This is a genomic window from Pseudomonas sp. B21-035, assembly GCF_024748945.1.
GTDB lineage: Bacteria > Pseudomonadota > Gammaproteobacteria > Pseudomonadales > Pseudomonadaceae > Aquipseudomonas.
In genome coordinates, this window is the sequence record NZ_CP087179.1 from 3,875,045 (window position 1) to 3,892,377 (window position 17,333).

Consider the following 17,333-nt stretch of genomic DNA (forward strand, 5'->3'; position numbering starts at 1 on the left):
CGGCATGTGCTCAGGCTGCAACTGTGCCTCAGAGCAGGCGAACTGCGCCAGCCAGACGGTGTAAATAGCGAAAACTTGACGTGAAGCACGCCACTGCCACTAGCGCGTTGAAACATCTGGCGATATAAATAGAAATCACCTACAGCAAAAAATCACAAGGAATGTGAAGTGCCAGGGTTCTGCCAGGCCTGATACAGGTCAGCACACAGTAGAACCGTCGTTGCAAACATAGGGACCTTTTCAGTGTCTGCCGGGCAGGTCACTGAAGGTGTTTGTTCTGCGTTGGCCTGCCCAAGCGAAGCAGGCCTGAGGTGATGAAATGGACAGGATGACCGGACCTGGCGTACAACCGCCTTTTTTCAAACCACAGCGCCGGGCCATGGCGCTGGAGCAGCGGATCCTGTTCGACGGCGCCGCTGCCGCAGCGGCCGACCAGCAGCACGCTGGCGACGACAACAGCGCGGGCAACAAGGACAGCGCCCTGGCCACCCCCGCCACTCACACCGAAGCTCGCAGCGATGCCCCGGCCCAACCCTCGGCCGCGCGCCACCTGCTGGTGCTCGACAGCCGCATTGAAGGCCGCGAACAACTGCTCGCCCAGTTGCCGGCAGATGTCCAGGTACTGGTGGTCGACAGTCAGCAAGATGGCCTGGCGGCGATTTCCGCAAGCCTGGCGCAACTGGGCCAGGTCGATTCGATCCAGATCCTCTCCCACGGCGCCGCCGGCCAGTTCACCCTCGGCAGCAGCACCCTCAGCGCCGACAATATCGAGCAGTTCGCCACGCCGCTGGGCCAGTGGCGCCAGGCGCTCAGCGAGGGTGCCGATATCCAGCTGTACGGCTGCAAGGTGGGCGAAGGCAGCGCCGGGCGTACCCTGGTCGATGAGCTGGCACGCTGGACCGGTGCCGACGTCGGCGCCTCGAGCAACGACAGCGGCAGCGCGCGGCTGGGCGGCGACTGGAACCTGGAGGTGCGCAACGGCAACATCGACCAGGCCATCGCCCTGTCTGCGACAGCCCTGAGCAGCTTCGACAGCCTGCTGGCCAATGCTAGCCCGACCCTGGGCATTTCGTCTGGCGGCTCGGACGTGCTGCTCGGCGGCGCATTCAGCTTTGACCTGACCTTCAGCAACCCCTCAAGCCAGGTCGGCTTCGCGCCCTATATCGACCTGTTCATGCCGGCCACCGGCAAGGATGGCGACGACGGCGTCAGCTTTGTCTCGGCCAGTTATCTTGGCCAGAACGTGCAATCGTATGTGCTTACCTTCGACGCCAATGGCAAGGCCAGCCACCCGCTGGCCAAGGACAGCAGCGGCAACGCACTGATTCTCGATGCCGCAAGCCTCGGATTGCGCGCCGGCGACCAGCTGGTGGTGCTGCAACTGCCGTACGCCAGTGTCTCCCAGGGGCAACCGGGCATCAGCGTGCAGATCAACGCACGCTTGAGCGAACTGGCCGATACCGACTTCTCCAACGGCTCGCCAGACCTGACCATTCGCGCGCGCAGCGGCTTCCAGTTCGGCAACGATGCCCTGGACAACCCGGCCAGTGACCCCAGCCTGGTGGAGGCCAGCCTGCAAAGCTTCGTGGTCCACCCCACGGTGCTGACCCAGACCCAGACCGTCACCACCCCGGAAGGCGAAACCGCGACCGGCCCCAACTACGAACGCACCCTGACCAGCACCGTCACCCCGGCGCCGGGCCAGACCCTGAGCAATGTCGTGGTGACCCAGCCGTTGCCGCCCAATGTCCAGGTCAACGCCATCACCCCCGGCCCCGGCGGCAGCCTGACCTCGATCACCCTGCACGATGGCCGGGTGATTACCGACCCCGCGCAGATCGCCACCCTGATCGCCGCCAGGGACGTGTTCATCGACGCCTACACCGTCACTTATGCCACCCTCAGCGCCGCTACCAGCACCGTGGTGGATTTCTATGTACCGGATGTCGATGCCAACGGCCAGCAGGTCATCGACCCCCTGACCGGCGACGAGCGCACCATCACCGTCGCCGGCGCCACCGTCAGTGGCAACTGGGTGCCGCTCGACCCGCGTGACGTCTCGCCCCCGGGTAACGACATCGACTTTACCGCCACCGGCCAGGACACCAACTTTGTTGCCAAGTCGATCACCCTGCTCAAGCAGGTCAGCCTGATCACCGACCTCGGCCAGGCCGGCATCACCCCCGGCGACACCCTGCACTACAGCCTGAACCTGGCGATTTCCGACTATTTTGCCTTCGGCCAGACCCTGTTCCAGCAAGGCCGCTTCGTGGTCGTCGACCAGGTCGGCGATGGCCTGAGCGTCTCCGGCCCGGCCACCCTGACCCTCGGCCGGTCGTACCCAGACCGTGGCGCTGGTGACCGGCACCACGCTCAATGTCGATGGCAGCACCACCTTGACTTTCGACATTGCCCAGTCGCTGCGCAATGCCAACGGCAGCCTCGGCGCCCTGCTGGGCGACCTGGCGTTCCAGGACCTGATCCGCGGCGCCACCACGGCGGTAATCGGCTACAACGCCGTGGTTGCCCAGAGCTACACCACGCCCTACCCGCCGCACAGCGAGATCAACGAAGGCGACAGCCTGGGCAACAATGCCCAGGTCAGTGCAACCCTGATCCAGGATGCCCTCAACCTGACCGGCTACGACCAGAGCGACCGCTCCACTACCACCAGTACCATCCCCACGCGCACCGTGGATATCGAACTGGTGACGGTCAACAACGGCGTGCCGCCGGCCAACGGCGAGCTGCGTCCCGGCGACCTGGTGACGTTCCGCCTGAGTTACGACCTGGTGACCGGCGACTACGAGCAGTTCAAGCTCACCGCCTACCTGCCCTTGCCACTGTTCGACCTGGGCGCCATCAACTGGAGCCAGGGCAACGGTGTCGGCCAGTGGTCGTTCGGTGCTGGCAACAGCAACCCGGACGGCGTCGACAGCGTCACCAGCGGCCCCGGCAACGCGGTAATCTTCGACTTTGGCGACTACACCACGGCGTTGACCAATGGCAGCCGGATCGAGGTGCAGTTCACCCTGCGGGTCGGCGACCAACCCTTCGCCGACCAACGTTCGCTCGACGTCCTGGCGCAATCCAGCCAGCTCACCACCATCGACAACCGGCCGCTGATTTCTTCCGATGTCGCACTGATTGCCTCGATCGCCGAGCCAGTGCTGGCCCTCACCCACGGCGTGGTGTCCAGCAGCCAGGGCAGCGTCACCGGCACCAGCGGCAGCTGGAAAGCACCGGGCACCAGCGGCGTGCCGTTCAGCGGCCAGATCACCAGCCTGAGCCAGATCGACGGCAACGTCAGCGGCATCGATGGCGGCGACACCCTGCGCCTGGCCACCGCCATCGAGAACACCGGCGGCGGCGGCGCCTTCGACGTGGTCACCGGCATCAGCCTGCCCAATGGCCTGGGCTTTGTCGGCGGCAGCCTGGGCGCCGCCAACCTGCAGGTCTATCGCGGCGATGGCAGCCTGCTGGTGCGTGGCGTTGACTACGAGGTCAACGGCAATCAGATCAGCTTCCTCGACGCCGGCGCCGTGGCCAGCCTGTTGCCCGGGCGCAGCGGGACCGCCGCCGACACCACTGGCGCCAACATCGTGGTCATCACCTACGACGTCCAGGTCGTCGCCAGCATCGAGGCCGGGCGTACCCTGCAGAGCACCGCGACTCTGAGCAACTATGCCAGCGTCAACGGCGGCAGCGACTTCACCCCCACCGACCTGCAAGACCTGGCCAACCAGCAAGTGGCCACCCCCGAGGTACGCAAGACCTTCGCCGGCGGCAGCCTCGACAACGGCGACTCCAGCGCCAGCCATACCAGCGGCAGCGACCTGGTGGTCGGCGAAAGCATGCTCTACGACATCAAGGTCACCCTGCCCGAAGGCGACACCCGCAACCTGCGCATCGACGACCTGATCCCGCCGGGCCTGCGCCTGGACACCAGCTTCAATGGCGGCCAGGGCTACCAGTTGATCACCACAGTGGCCGGCAGCGCGGCGCTGACCGCCGACTTCAATGGCAGCCTCGGCAGCCAGGCTATCTCAGCCATCGGCGGCAGCCTTGGCGGCGACGGCGTCAGCTTGCGCCTGGCCTTCAGCAATGCCGGCGCAACCGCCGACAACCGCGGCGACAACAACAGCTTTGTCATTCGCGTGCGCCTGACGGTCAGCAACGTCGACGGCAACCAGAGCAACCGTTCCCTGCAAAACAGTGCGCAAATCCACTTCAGCGACCCCGATGGCGATACCGCCAACGGCAGCAACGCCCTTGACCGTACCGTCGCCCTCAGCGGCGGACGGCCGACCGTCACCGTGCGCGAGCCGACCCTGGTGGTGGACATCGCGGCCGACTTCGGCCCGGGCCTGGGCGTCGATGAAGGCCAGCGGGTGCGCTACTTGATCGTCATCAGCAACGGTAGCAGTGCCAGCGACTTCGATGCCTTCGACATTCGCTTTCTCGACAACCTGCCCACGCAACTGAGCAACCTGCAACTGTTGTCGGTGAACTACAGCGGCGCCAGCAACAACGGCGGCGGCGATTTCGAACTGGTCGGCAACCAGTTGCGCAGCGTCAACGGTGCCAACATCGACATCGCCAAGGGCGGGCGAATCTTCATTACCGTGGTCGGCGACGTGAACGCCAGCGCCGCCAGCGTGGCCAGCTTCGACAACCTCGCCAGCGTGCAATGGAGCAGCCTCAATGGCACCGGCAACATCGGTTTCGACCCGGCCGGCGAGCGCACCGGGGCCGATGGCATGCTCAACAGCGGCGTGCTCAACGACTACCAGACCGCGTTCAGTGTTCGTGTGCCGGTCAACCAGGGCGTGGAGATATCCCGGGTCGGCGGCTTGAGCGATAGCGCCGCGCCGAACCCGACCAACAGCGAGCGCGAACAGGTCGCCATCGGCGAAATCATCCGTTACCGGGTGGTGGCGGTACTGGCCCAGGGCAGCACCAGCGACTACAGCCTGCAGGTCACCCTGCAAAACGGCCTGGGGTTTCTCAACGACGGCAACACCCGCATTGCGTTCATTTCCGACCAGGGCATCAGCAGCAGCATCGCCTCGTTGATCAACGGCGGGCAACTGAACATCAATGGCGCACAGAATGCCCAGGAAGCGCAGCCGATCAGCGCCGACCTGCTCGGCGCCGCACCCGGCGGCCTTCTCAATGGCGCACAAATCAGCGTCAGCACCGATGCCAACGGCAACACGGTCATCACCTTTCACCTGGGTGATGTGGTCAACCACGACAATGACCTGGACAAAGAGCTGGTGTCGCTGGAGTTCAACGTACGGGTGCTCAACCAGGCGTCCAACGTCGCCGGCCTGTCGCTGTCGGCGGTTGCCATCGACCAGTCGCGCGGGGTGCAGTTATCGCGCAGCCAGGCGGTTTACGAGGACCTGGTCGAACCGCGCTTCAACAGCCTGGACAAACGCGTGGTCGACTTCGACCCCAACCCCTCGGGCAGCAGTGGCACGGCCACCCTGGCCTTGTCCTTCACCCACACCGGCGGCATTGCCGCCTACGACGCGCAGCTACGCGACAGCTTCCCGACCGGCAGCAGCTACAGCCTGCTCGGCATCGAGCTCAACGGCACGCTGTACACGGCCAGCAACCTGCCGGCGGGGGTGACGTTCGGCACCAGCGGCGGGCTCGGTGTCGACTTTGCCAAGCTCAATGTCGGCGACCAGGTCAAGGTCACCTACCAGGTCACCTTGCCCAACCTGGCCGCAATCGCCAGCAGCAATGCCACTCTGACCTGGACCAGCCTGCCGGAGAGTTTCAACAGCTGGGGCGGCTCCAGCGTCGGCAGCGACGGCAGCGCCGAGGGCGAACGCACCGGCGCTGGCGCCAGCCCCAACACCTATATCCTCAGCGACGCTGCGGGCCTGGGACTTATCCAGGGCACACTCTGGGACGACACCGCCTCGGCCACGACCAGCGCCATCCCCGATGGCCCGGGCCTGGCCGGCCAGACCGTGACCCTGACCTGGGCCGGCCTGGACGGCAACCTCGACAGCAGCGCCGACAACAAGGTGTTTACCACCACCACCGACGCCAATGGCCGTTACCATTTTGGTGTGCTGCCCAGCGGCGTGTTCCGTATCGACGTGCCCAGCGGCACCGTCGCCTATCCGCAGCCGCTGGGCGAGCTGCGCGTACGCATCGACTCGGATGCCGGCAGCGCGCTGGGGCGCATCGACATCAACCTGGGCGAAGGCAGCAGCGCCAACGCCGACGCCGGCTTCGTGCAGCTCAACGATGCCCCGGTCAACCAATTGCCCGGCACCCAGAACGGCTTTGAAGACACGCCACTGGCCATCGGCGGCATTCGCGTCAGCGATGTCGATATCGGCAACGGCATCATGGACATCACCCTCAGTGTGCTGCACGGCACCTTGAGCCTGTCTGCCCTGCCCGCCGGGGTTTCGGTGGTGGGCAACGGCAGCGGTACCCTGAGCCTCTCCGGCAACCTCACAGCGCTCAACCAGGCCCTGGCCAATCTGGTCTACCTGGGCAATGCCAACTTCAACGGCATCGATACCCTCACGGTGCTCAGCAACGACCGCGGCGGCTTCGGCGATGGCGACGGCGACGGCCTGCCCGGGCAAAACCCGCAGGACGCGCGCACTGATCAGGACAGCCTGCAGATCATCCTCGCACCGGTCAACGATGCGCCACTGGCAGTTGACGATGCCATCGATGCGGTAGAAGCCGGGGGCACCAATAACCGCCTGCCGGGGGTCAACCCCAGCGGCAACCTGCTGCGCAACGACCAGGATGTCGATATCGCCACCAACGCCGACGTGCTGCGGGTCAGCGCCATCGGCCTCGAAGGCCAGCTGGCGCAGAACCTCGCCTCAGGCAGCGCGGTCGTGATCAGCGGTCGCTACGGCAGCCTGATCGTGTCCTCCAGCGGCGGATTTTTGTACCTGGTCGACAACAACAACGCCGAGGTCCAGGCCCTGCGCCTGGCCGGGCAGACCCTGGTCGAACGCTTCATCTATACCGCCACCGACCTGGCCGGCGCCAGCAGCAGCGCAGCGCTGACGGTTACCGTGCATGGCGCCAACGACACCCCGGTGGCAGTCAATGACGAAGGCATCGCGGTCGAGGCCGGTGGCGTTGCCAACGGCACTGCCGGCAGCGACGCCACCGGCAACGTGCTGAGCAACGACACCGACGTCGATAGCCAGGCCAATGGCGAAGTGCTGAGCGTCACCGGTATCCGTTCACTGCGCGAGAGTGCGGCCGGCACGATCACCCCGGTAGCCGCCGGTACCACCAGCAGCAACGGTACGCTGCTGGTCGGCAGCTACGGCACCCTGACCATCGGCGCCGATGGCAGTTACCGCTATGTCGTCGACAACAGCAACACGGCGGTGCAGCGCATGGTGCCCGGTGACAGCCTGTTCGAGTATTTCAGCTACCAGGTTACCGACGCCGGCGGCCTGAACGACATCGCCGAGCTGCGCATCACCATCCAGGGCGCCCAGGACAATCCGCTGGCCAGTGACGACCAGGCCGTGGCCCAGGCCGGCTCCGGCCCGAATGCCATCGGCGAGAGCAACCCTCGTGGCAACGTCATACTCTTCCCCAGCCGCCCGGGCCCGGCCGACCAGCCGGGAGGCAACGGCATCGACCTTGACGTCGACCGCACCGACCGGCCCAACAGCCTGCTGCAGGTCAATGGCATCCGCACCGGCAGCGAACTGGCTGGCGGTGCGCTGCTTGCGGTGGCCGGCGGCACCAGTTCGAACGACGGCACCGTGCTGCTCGGCAGCTACGGTGAACTGCGCATCGGCGCCGACGGTTCGTACTTCTACGACGTCGACAGCAGCAACGCGGCGGTGCAGGCCCTGCTTGCCGGCCAGACCCTGAGCGAAGTCTTCACCTATCAGGTGGTCGACAGCAGCGGCCTGACCGACCGGGCGCAACTGGTGATCACCATTCGCGGGGTCAACGACCCGCCCGTGGCCCAGAACCACTACACCGTCGCCATTGAAAGTGGCGGCGTGGCCAACACCAGCGCCGGCTTCAACCCTTCGGGCAATGCTCTGGCGCAGGACACCGACCCCGATGGCGACCCGATCCGGGTGGTTTCGCTGCGCCACGACCAGTTGGGTACCAGTGCCATTCTCGGCCAGGCCTTCCGTGGCCAGTACGGCACCCTGACGCTCAATGCCGACGGCAGCTACACCTACCTGCTGGACAACGACAACGCCCAGGTCCAGGGCCTGCGCGATGCCTCCGACAACCTCCTGGAACGCTTTACCTTCGCCGTCAGCGATGGCACCGCCACCCCGCAGGAAGCCCAGCTGGTGGTACTGATTTTCGGCCGCAACGACAACCCGGTGGCCACCGATGACCAGGCCGAAGCGATCGAGGCCGGAGGCAGCAACAACAGCCTGCCGGGGCGGGACCCAGTGGGCAACGTGCTGACCAACGACAACGATGTCGACAGCCGGCTCAACGGTGAAACCAAAGCCGTGTCCTCGGTGCGCACCGGCAGCAAAACCGTCACCGGCACCGATGGCGTGCTGGGCACCGAGCTGCGCGGCACCTACGGCTGGCTCACGCTCAACGCCGACGGCAGCTACAGCTACCGCCTGGACAACAGCATGGCGGCGGTGCAAGCCCTGCGCAGCAGCAGCGACACCCTCGAGGACAGCTTCAGCTACACGGTAATCGACACCGCCGGCGCCGAAGACCGCGCCACCTTGAGTATCACCATCCGTGGCGCCAACGACGCGCCGCTGGCGCGCAATGATCTGGCCATCGCCGTCGAGGCCGGCGGCCTGAACAACAGCAGCGCCGGGGTCAACCCGAGCGGCAATGTGCTGGACAACGACAGCGATGTCGACGCCTATGGCGAAACCTTGCAGGTCACCCAGCTCAGCCAGGACGGCCGCATCGCCAGCCTGGGCAGCGCCTTCAAAGGCCTGTACGGCACCCTGGTGCTCAACGCCGACGGCAGCTACCACTACGAGCTGGACAACAGCAACCCGCAGGTACAGGCCTTGCGCACCCCCGCCGACCGCCTGCTGGACACCTTCACCTACAGCATCCGCGACCTGGCCGGGGCCACCAGCAGCGCCGTACTGAGCATTCGCATTCATGGCAGCAACGACAACCCGCAGGCCAATGACGACAGCGCCATTGCCATCGAAGCCGGCGGTACGGCCAACGCCACCGCGGGCCTCAACCCGCAAGGCAATGTGCTGGCCAACGACAGCGATGTCGACGCCAATGACCTCAAGCGCGTCGATGGCCTGCGCCTGGGCAGCGAAGCCGCAGGCGGCAGCTTCAGCACCATCAATGGCAGCCTGAGCCTCGCCGGCCTGTACGGCACCCTGACGCTCAATGCCGATGGCAGCTATCAGTATGTGGTCAACAACAACCTGGCCGCCGTGCAAGCGCTCAAACCCGGCGAAAGCCTGGTGGAGGTGTTCACCTACCGCATGCATGACCGCGCCGGCGCCAGCGACACCGCACAGTTGCAAGTGCAGGTACGCGGTGCCTGGGACGCGCCGGTGGCCCGCGATGATGGCGCCCTGGCCGTCGCCGAAAGCGCCAGCAGCGCCGGCATCGACCCCAGCGGCAACCTGCTGCCCAACGACAGCGATGTCGATGGCGGCGACCGCCTGGTCGTTACCGGCATCCGCGCCGGCAGCGAAGCCGCCGGTGGCAGCCTGGATGCAGTCAGCGACGGCACCGACCTGAGCAACGGCACCTTGATCAACGGCCTCTACGGCCAGTTGATCGTCGGCGCCGACGGCAGCTACATCTATCGCCTGGATTCAAGCAACCCGGTGATCCGTGCGCTGGGGCCGAACCAGTTCATCACCGAGGTGTTCACCTACCAGGTCAGCGACCTGGGCGGGCTGAGCGACCAGGCCCAACTGACCATCCTCATTCGCGGTCGCAACGACGCACCCCAGGCCCGCGACGACAGCGCCGTGGCCATCGAGGCCGGCGGCTTGAACAACAACCAGCCGGGGCTGAACCCCAGCGGTAATCTGCTGAGCAACGATACCGACGTCGACCACGACATTCTCAGCGTTGCCGCCGTACGCACCGGCGGGCGCCTGGAAGGCGGCACCGCCGGTACCCTCGGCAGTGCCTTGCGCGGCCTTTACGGCGACCTGACGGTGAATGCCGACGGCAGCTGGAGCTATGTGGTGGACAACAGCCTCGCCGCCGTGCAGGCCTTGCGCACCGGCAGCCAGACCCTCAGGGAAGTCTTCACCTACACCGTGGTCGACCGCTTCGGCGGGCAAAGCCAGGCGCAGTTGATCGTTACCCTGCAAGGTCGCAACGACACACCGATTGCCCAGGATGACCACGGCGTGGCCATCGAGGCCGGCGGTGTCGACAACGCCACCCCGGGCCAACCGGCCAGCGGCAACGTGCTCGACAACGACAGCGATGTCGACGGCGTCGAGTACGGCGAAACCCGCCAGGTACTTGAGGTGCGCAACGAAGACGGTAGCGTGGCCCTGGCCGGGCAAGTGCTGCAAGGTCGCTACGGGCAACTGCTGCTGGCCAGCGACGGCAGCTATCGCTACCAGCTCGACGACAACAACCCACAGGTCCAGGCCCTGCGCACGGCCGGCGAGACCCTGCGCGAAGTGTTCACCTACCGCATGCGCGATACTGCCGGCGCGCAGTCCGAAGCGCGCCTGCACATCCTCATCCAGGGGGCCAACGACAACCCGGTCGCCCGTGACGACCATGCCGTCGCCAGCGACCAGACCGCCGCCCCGCAAGCCACCGGCAACGTATTGCCCAACGACTCCGACGTGGACGCCGCCGACCAGTTGCAGGTAGTCGGCATTCGCACCGGCAGCGAGGCCGCCACGGGCACCGGCGGCAGTGTTGGCCAGCCGCTGGCAGGGCGCTACGGCACCCTGGTGATCAATGCCGACGGCAGCTACCGCTACCAGATCGACCTGAGCAACCCCGAGGTGCTGGCCGCCGCGGGCCTGGGCCGGGTGTTGCAGGATGTCTTTACCTACACCGTCGGCGACCGGGCCGGGGCTACCGACCTGGCCCAGTTGGTCATCGACCTGGACATCGCCGCGCCGTTCATTCCGGCACCGGCTGGCCCGCACCTGGACAGCGCCGGCCGCGACCGCTTCGGGCGCCTGCCGCTGCCGACGCTGGAACCGGCGATCTTCGTCACGCCGGTGGTCGAGCAGGACGAACGGGACCTGGAGCTGTCCGGTTGGGCAGCCGATGGCAGCGACCTGAGCCTGGGGCGCACCCCCGAAATCCGCAGTGCCACGCTCAAGGCCAGGCTCGGCCTGGTGCCCGGCCAGTTCGTTGCCAGCAGCGTGGCGCAAAGCCGCAACGACAGCGAACAGGACCTGGCCTGGATGCTCGGCCGCCATGGCCGCCTGAACCTGAGTGCCGACGGCCTGCTGGCCGATCCCTCGGTGTTTGCCAGCAGCCGCGACAACCTAACCCGTGGCGACAGCCAGCTCGCCGCAGCGGCCGAAAACCGCACCGCCCCGGGCCTGCGCGCGCAATTGCGCGAGGCCGCGCAGCGCTTGCGCGCCAGCGCCGACCTACCGACCGAACACGCAAGGACCAAGGACTGACCATGCCAAAAGCCCCCCTGAACCTGTTGAGCACCGCCATTGGCTGTGCGTTGCTGCTGGGAGCCTGTTCGGCCATGAAGCCGCATGAGTACAGCAAGGACGAACAGCGTCAGCGAATCGTTGCCGACCAGGCGCAGATGTATGCCGAGCAGGAGCCGGTGACCACCCCCATCACCCTCTATGAAGCCGCCGCGCGCGCCCTCAAGTACAACCTGGATTACCGCCTGAAACTGATGGAAGGCGCGCTGGCCGCTGACCTGCGCGATGTTTCCAGCCACGAGATGTTGCCACGCCTGGTGGCCTCGGCAGGCTACGCCGGGCGCAACAACGACTCCGGCGGCACCTCGATCGGTATCGAAGACCGCGAAGAAAGCCTGCGCGCGTCGACCTCCGAAGAGCGCTACCGCGAACTCTATGGCCTGGGCCTGAGCTGGAGCCTGCTGGACTTCGGCGTCGCCTATTACCGCACCCAGCAGAAAAGCGACCAGATCCTGATGGCCGAGGAGCGTCGGCGCAAGGTGGCGCAAAACGTCCTTCAGGACGTGCGCAACGCCTACTGGCGCGCAGTCGGCGCCCAGCGCCTGATGCCCCAGGTCGACCGACTGCTGGTGCGCACGCACCAGGCCCTGCTCTCGGCACGCCAGGCCGAAGGCAAGGGCTTGCTGCCGCGCCAGGAGGTACTGGCCTATCAACGCGCCCTGCTCGACTCCATCTACCTGCTGACGGTGCGCCGCCAGGACCTGGAGTTCGCCCAGTCGGAACTGGCCGCGCTGATGTCGCTGCCACCGGGCTCGCGCCTGATTCTCGCCGACAGCAGCGAGCCGGCGCTGCCAGTGCTCGATACCGACATTGGCCGGCTGGAGCAGCTGTCGCTGGAAAACCGTCCGGAGATCATGGAAGAGTGGTACCGCAAGCGGGTCAACGAGAACGACCTGAAGATCGCCAAGGCGCAGCTGTGGCCCAACGTCGCCGTCGATGTCGGCTACCGCTACGACTCCAACAAGTACCTGTACAACAGCAACTGGACCGAGACCGGCCTGCAGGTGTCGCTGAACCTGTTGCGCCTGCTGCAGCTGCCGTCCATCAACCGCGCCGCCGAGTCCCAGGGCAAGACCGACGACATGCGCCGGGTGGCGCTGTCGATGGCGATCCTGACCCAGGTACGGGTCGGCACCCTTCGCTATCAGCTGGCGCGCCAGGAAGTGGAATTCGCCGACCAGAGCCTGCGGGTCGACCAGAGCCTGCTCGACTACGCCCAGGCCGCGCGCAACACCACCTACGGCTCGGAACTGGAGCTGATCCGCGCCGAAGGCCGCTACCTGCTTTCGCGTTACCAGCGCGAAGCCGCCTACTCCAGTGCCCAGGCGGCCTGGGGGCGGCTGTACAACTCGGTCGGCCTCAACGTGCTGCCTGAAGAGATCGACAAACACGACATCAAGAGCCTGTCGCAGGCGCTGCAAAAAACCCTGGACACCCAGGAACACCAAAGCCTGCTGCTTAGCCAACAAGGAACCGCCAATGTCGTACGTCGTTGAGCGCCCGCTGCTCGCCCTGCTGATGGCCTGCCTGATGGCGCCGGCCACGGCGCAAGTCAATGCCGGTGACGATGCCAGCGCCATTCGCGTGCTGCTCGCCGCTGACCTGGAAACCACCCTGTCGAGCCAGATGAACGGCACCCTGGGTGAGCTCAAGGCAAGCTTCGGCCAACCGGTTGGCAAGAGCAGCGTGCTGGCCCGCTTCGACTGCGCCGAACCCCAGGCCCGGGCCAAGGTTGCCGGCGCCGAACTGACCATGGCCCGGCAGAACCTCGACGCCAAGCGCAACCTGCGCAAACTCGAGGCGGTGGGCGATCTGGAAGTGGCCATGGCCAGCACCGAGGTTAAAAAAACCGAAGGCGCCCTGGCCCTGGCACAGGCGCAGAACGCCTACTGCCAGGTGCAGGCACCCTTTGCCGGACGGGTCGCCAAGGTGCATGTCAAACCGTTCCAGACCGTGGTGGCGGGTACACCGCTGTTTGACCTGGTCAGCGATGGCGCCCTCAAGGTGCGCCTCAACGTCCCGTCCAACCTGCTGCCCGGGCTCAAGACCGGCAACCCCTTGCAAGTCAGCATCCACGAAACCGGCAAGGCTTACCCGGCGCACCTGAGTGCCATCAATGCGCGGGTCGATGCGGTCGCGCAGACCGTGGAACTGGAAGCGCGCCTGGACGCCGAATACCCGGAACTGATTGCCGGCATGAGTGGCACTGCCACCTTAAGCCCGGCCCATGACTGAACGCCTGCCACCGGCACCGCTGTTGCTGAGCCTGAGCGCCCTGCGTGACCGGGCGCTGGCGGCCGACTCGCTCAACGCCCTGGCGTTCTCCATCGCCAACGACCCCTTCCCCCTCCTGCAGCACCGCCAGGCCCTGGTGTTTGCCCAGCGCGAGCAGACGCTGGAGCTGCTTTGCGTCTCGGGCCTGGCCAAGCCCGCCGAAGATTCGCCCTACCTGGTGTGGCTGCGCCGCGCCAGCCGCTGGCTGGCCGCCCAGGTCACCGATGGCCAGCCGCGCTGGCTGGCCCGTGAAGCCGTCGCGCCGGATGCCGACATTGCCCAGGGTTGGGCCGAGTGGTGGCCGGCCGGTGCCTGGTGCATCCCGCTGAACGACCGCCACGGCACGCGCCTGGGCCTGGTGGTGTACCTGCTGGACAGCCCGCCGACCGGCCTGGCGCCGTTGATGGAAGGTGTCTGGCAGACGTGGGCCCATTGCTGGGCAGGCTTCAGCCGCCAGCCACGGCTGCTGGGCTGGCGACCGAACAAGCGCCAGGTCGGCCTGGCCTTGCTGCTCGGCGCCGGCCTGCTGCTGGTGCCGGTGCGCCAGAGCGCCCTGGCACCGGCTGAGATCGTCTCGCGCCAGGCGCAGAACATCAGCTCGCCGATCGACGGCGTGATCCAGGCCATGCAGGTGCGCCCCAACCAGCCGGTGGAGCAGGATGCGCCCTTGTTCAGCCTGGATGAAACCACTCTGCGCAGCCGTGCCGAAGTACTGGGCAAAGAGCTGGCGGTGGCCGATGCCGAGCTCATGGCCGCCAGCCAGCGTGCCTTCGACAACCCGCAAAGCAAAGGCGAGTTGACCCTGCTCAACGGCCGCGTCCAGCAGCGCCGCGCCGAGCTGGCCGCGGTACAGGCGCAGCTGCAACGTACCCAGGTGCGCTCGCCGCGCGCTGGCGTTGCCGTGTTCAGCGACCCCAACGACTGGCTGGGCAAGCCAGTGGTCACCGGTGAGCGCATCCTGCAGGTCGCCGACCCCAGCCAGCCGGCGATGCGCATCCAGCTGCCGGTGGCCAATGCCATCGCCCTGGAGCCCGGCGCTGAAGTCACCCTGTTCCTCACCGCCTACCCCTTGTCGCCACTCAAGGGCCAGGTACTGGAGACCAGCTACCAGGCCCAGGCCAGTGACGATGGCGTGGTTGCCTATCGCCTGCTGGCGAGCATCGAGGAGGCGCCCGAGCATGCCCGCCTCGGCCTGCACGGCACGGCCAAGCTGTATGGCGAGCGGGTGGTCCTTGGCTATTACCTGCTGCGCCGGCCGATTGCCGCACTGCGGGCCTGGAGCGGCTTGTGATCGCGGCGGCGGCGAGCCTGCCGACCCCCGCCCTGCGCGACGACCTGCGCCTGCATGAAGTGGCACCGGGCAAGGACGGCGAACCGGCCTGGACCCTGCAGGACACGGTGACCAACCGCTTCTACCGGATCGGCTGGCTGGAGTTCGAATGCCTGCTGCGCTGGCAACAGAGCCCGGCACAGATCTGCCAGGACATCCATGCGCGGACCGCACTGCGCCCGGACGTCGAGCAGGTGCTGGAGTTCTGCCAGTTCCTCGACCAGCACCAACTGTTGCGCCCCGGCCCGGAAGCGGTCGGGCGCCTGGCCAGCCGTAGCCAGGGCAATGCCTGGCTGACCTGGCGCTGGTGGCTGCACCACTACCTGTTTTTTCGCGTGCCGCTGCTACATCCAGAGCGTTGGCTGCAACGCCTAGCCGGGCGCCTGGACTGGCTGTTCCAACCCCTGACCGCGGTACTGGTGGTGCTGCTCAGCCTGCTGGGGGTGCTGCTGGTAATCCAGCAGTGGGATACTTTCACCCACGCCCTGGTGGAGTCGTTCTCTACCGCCGGGCTGCTCAGCTTTGCCCTGGCGCTGATTCTGGCCAAGACCCTGCACGAGCTTGGCCATGCCCTGGTGGCAACCCGCCTGGGCCTGCGCGTCGGGCACATGGGCATCGCCTTCGTGGTGCTCTGGCCGATGCTCTACACCGACACCGGCGAGAGCTGGAAACTGCGCCATGCCCGGCAGCGCCTGGCCATCGCCGCCGCCGGCATCGTGACCGAACTGGGCCTGGCCGGCCTCGCCACCCTGGGCTGGGCGCTGTGCGACCCCGGCCCGCTGCGCAACGGCCTGCTGTACCTGGCCACCACCAGCTGGGTGCTGTCGCTGGCCCTCAACGCCAGCCCGTTCATGCGCTTTGACGGCTATTTCATCCTCTGCGACCTGCTCGACTTCCCCAACCTTCACGAACGCTCCTCGGCCCTGGCACGGGTAGCCTTGCGCCGCAGCGTGCTGGGCTTGCCGGAAGCCTGGCCGGAGCCCTTCGCCTCCGGCCCGCGGCGGGCCCTGATCGCCTTTGCCATCGCCACCTGGCTGTACCGCCTGGTGCTGTTTCTGGGGATCGCCGTGGCGGTCTACCTGCTGTTCTTCAAACTGCTCGGGATCATTTTGTTCATCGTGGAAATTTCCTGGTTCATCCTCATGCCGGTCGGGCGCGAAATGAAAGCCTGGTGGCAGCGTCGCAAGCTGGTCAGCAACGCCCGACGCTACAGCCTGTGGCTGCTGGCGGGGTTACTGCTGTTGCTGCTGGCGCTCCCCTGGCGCAGCCATGTCCAGGCGATCGGCGTCGCCCGCGCCGAACAGCAACTGCGCGTCTATGCCCCCTACCCGGCGCGCTTGCAAGCCGTGCACCCCAGTGGCGTGGTCGAAGCCGGCAGCACCCTGGTCAGCCTTGAGGAACCGGACATCAGCTCACGGATGAACAGCAGCGAAGCCAGCCTCAAAGGCTATCAGGCACGCCTGAACGGCCTGCTTGCCGACCCGGCCGGCCTCAGTGAAGACCTGGCCACCCGCCAGCGCCTCAACGTACAACTGGAAACCCGCCGCGCCGCCCGCCTGGAAATCGACCGCCTGCAACTGCAGGCGCCGTTTCGCGGGCGCTGGCTGGACCTTGACCCGGACTGGCGACCCGGCCAGTGGCTCAACAGCCGCCAGGCTATCGGCGTGCTGGTCGACCCCAGTCGCTGGCAGGTCGATGCCTATGTCGAGCAGGACGAGGTGCAGCGCCTGAGCCCAGGTGCTGCGGTGCGCTTCTACCCCGAAGGCGAGGCCAGCGCGATAGTCGGCAAGCTGGTGGCGATCGGCACTACCCGCGCCAGCCAGTTAGCCCATCCAATGCTCGCGGCGCGCTTTGGTGGCCCGCTGAACACCTCGGCAAAAAGCCAGGAGCTGATCCCGACCCCGGCGCTGTTCCATGTTCTGGTGCAACTTGAACAGGCGCCGCCACACCTGGCGCAAACCCGCGGGCGCCTGCAGATCGAAGCTGCCCGGCGCAGCCTTCTAGGCGAGGGGCTGATCCACCTGGCGGCGATTGCCCTGCGCGAAAGCGGCTTCTGAATCGGCGCCAACGTGACTCGT

Annotated in this window: 5 protein-coding genes and 1 pseudogene; all 6 read left to right on the forward strand. The window is 66.6% G+C overall.

The genetic code is table 11. The annotated features are described in order from the left end of the window. Window positions 1-379: 379 nt before the first annotated feature. Window positions 380-982, forward strand: a pseudogene (locus LOY22_RS27085) (DUF4347 domain-containing protein); the annotation flags it as partial. Between the two features lie 1,375 nt (window positions 983-2,357). Continuing rightward, entirely contained in the window at window positions 2,358-11,612 is a 9,255-nt protein-coding gene (locus tag LOY22_RS27090) for a VCBS domain-containing protein (RefSeq protein WP_408980927.1), read from the forward strand. Window positions 11,613-11,614: 2 nt separating this feature from the next. Next, window positions 11,615-13,147 (forward strand): TolC family protein, encoded by a 1,533-nt coding sequence (locus LOY22_RS17605; RefSeq protein WP_045194770.1) that lies wholly within the window; start codon window positions 11,615-11,617, stop codon window positions 13,145-13,147. Then, window positions 13,131-13,886 carry an efflux RND transporter periplasmic adaptor subunit gene (locus tag LOY22_RS17610; protein WP_045194772.1) on the forward strand — a complete coding sequence of 252 codons (756 nt, stop codon included), beginning with the start codon at window positions 13,131-13,133 and terminating at the stop codon, window positions 13,884-13,886. Before LOY22_RS17605 ends, LOY22_RS17610 begins: the two co-directional genes overlap by 17 nt. Next, window positions 13,879-15,216, forward strand: coding sequence for an efflux RND transporter periplasmic adaptor subunit (locus LOY22_RS17615; RefSeq protein ID WP_258594222.1), 1,338 nt, complete (start codon window positions 13,879-13,881; stop codon window positions 15,214-15,216). Before LOY22_RS17610 ends, LOY22_RS17615 begins: the two co-directional genes overlap by 8 nt. Continuing rightward, complete coding sequence (locus LOY22_RS17620; protein WP_258597823.1) at window positions 15,216-17,312, forward strand: HlyD family efflux transporter periplasmic adaptor subunit; 2,097 nt, start codon at window positions 15,216-15,218, stop codon at window positions 17,310-17,312. The genes LOY22_RS17615 and LOY22_RS17620 overlap by 1 nt, the downstream gene beginning before the upstream one ends. The last annotated feature ends 21 nt before the right edge of the window (window positions 17,313-17,333 follow it).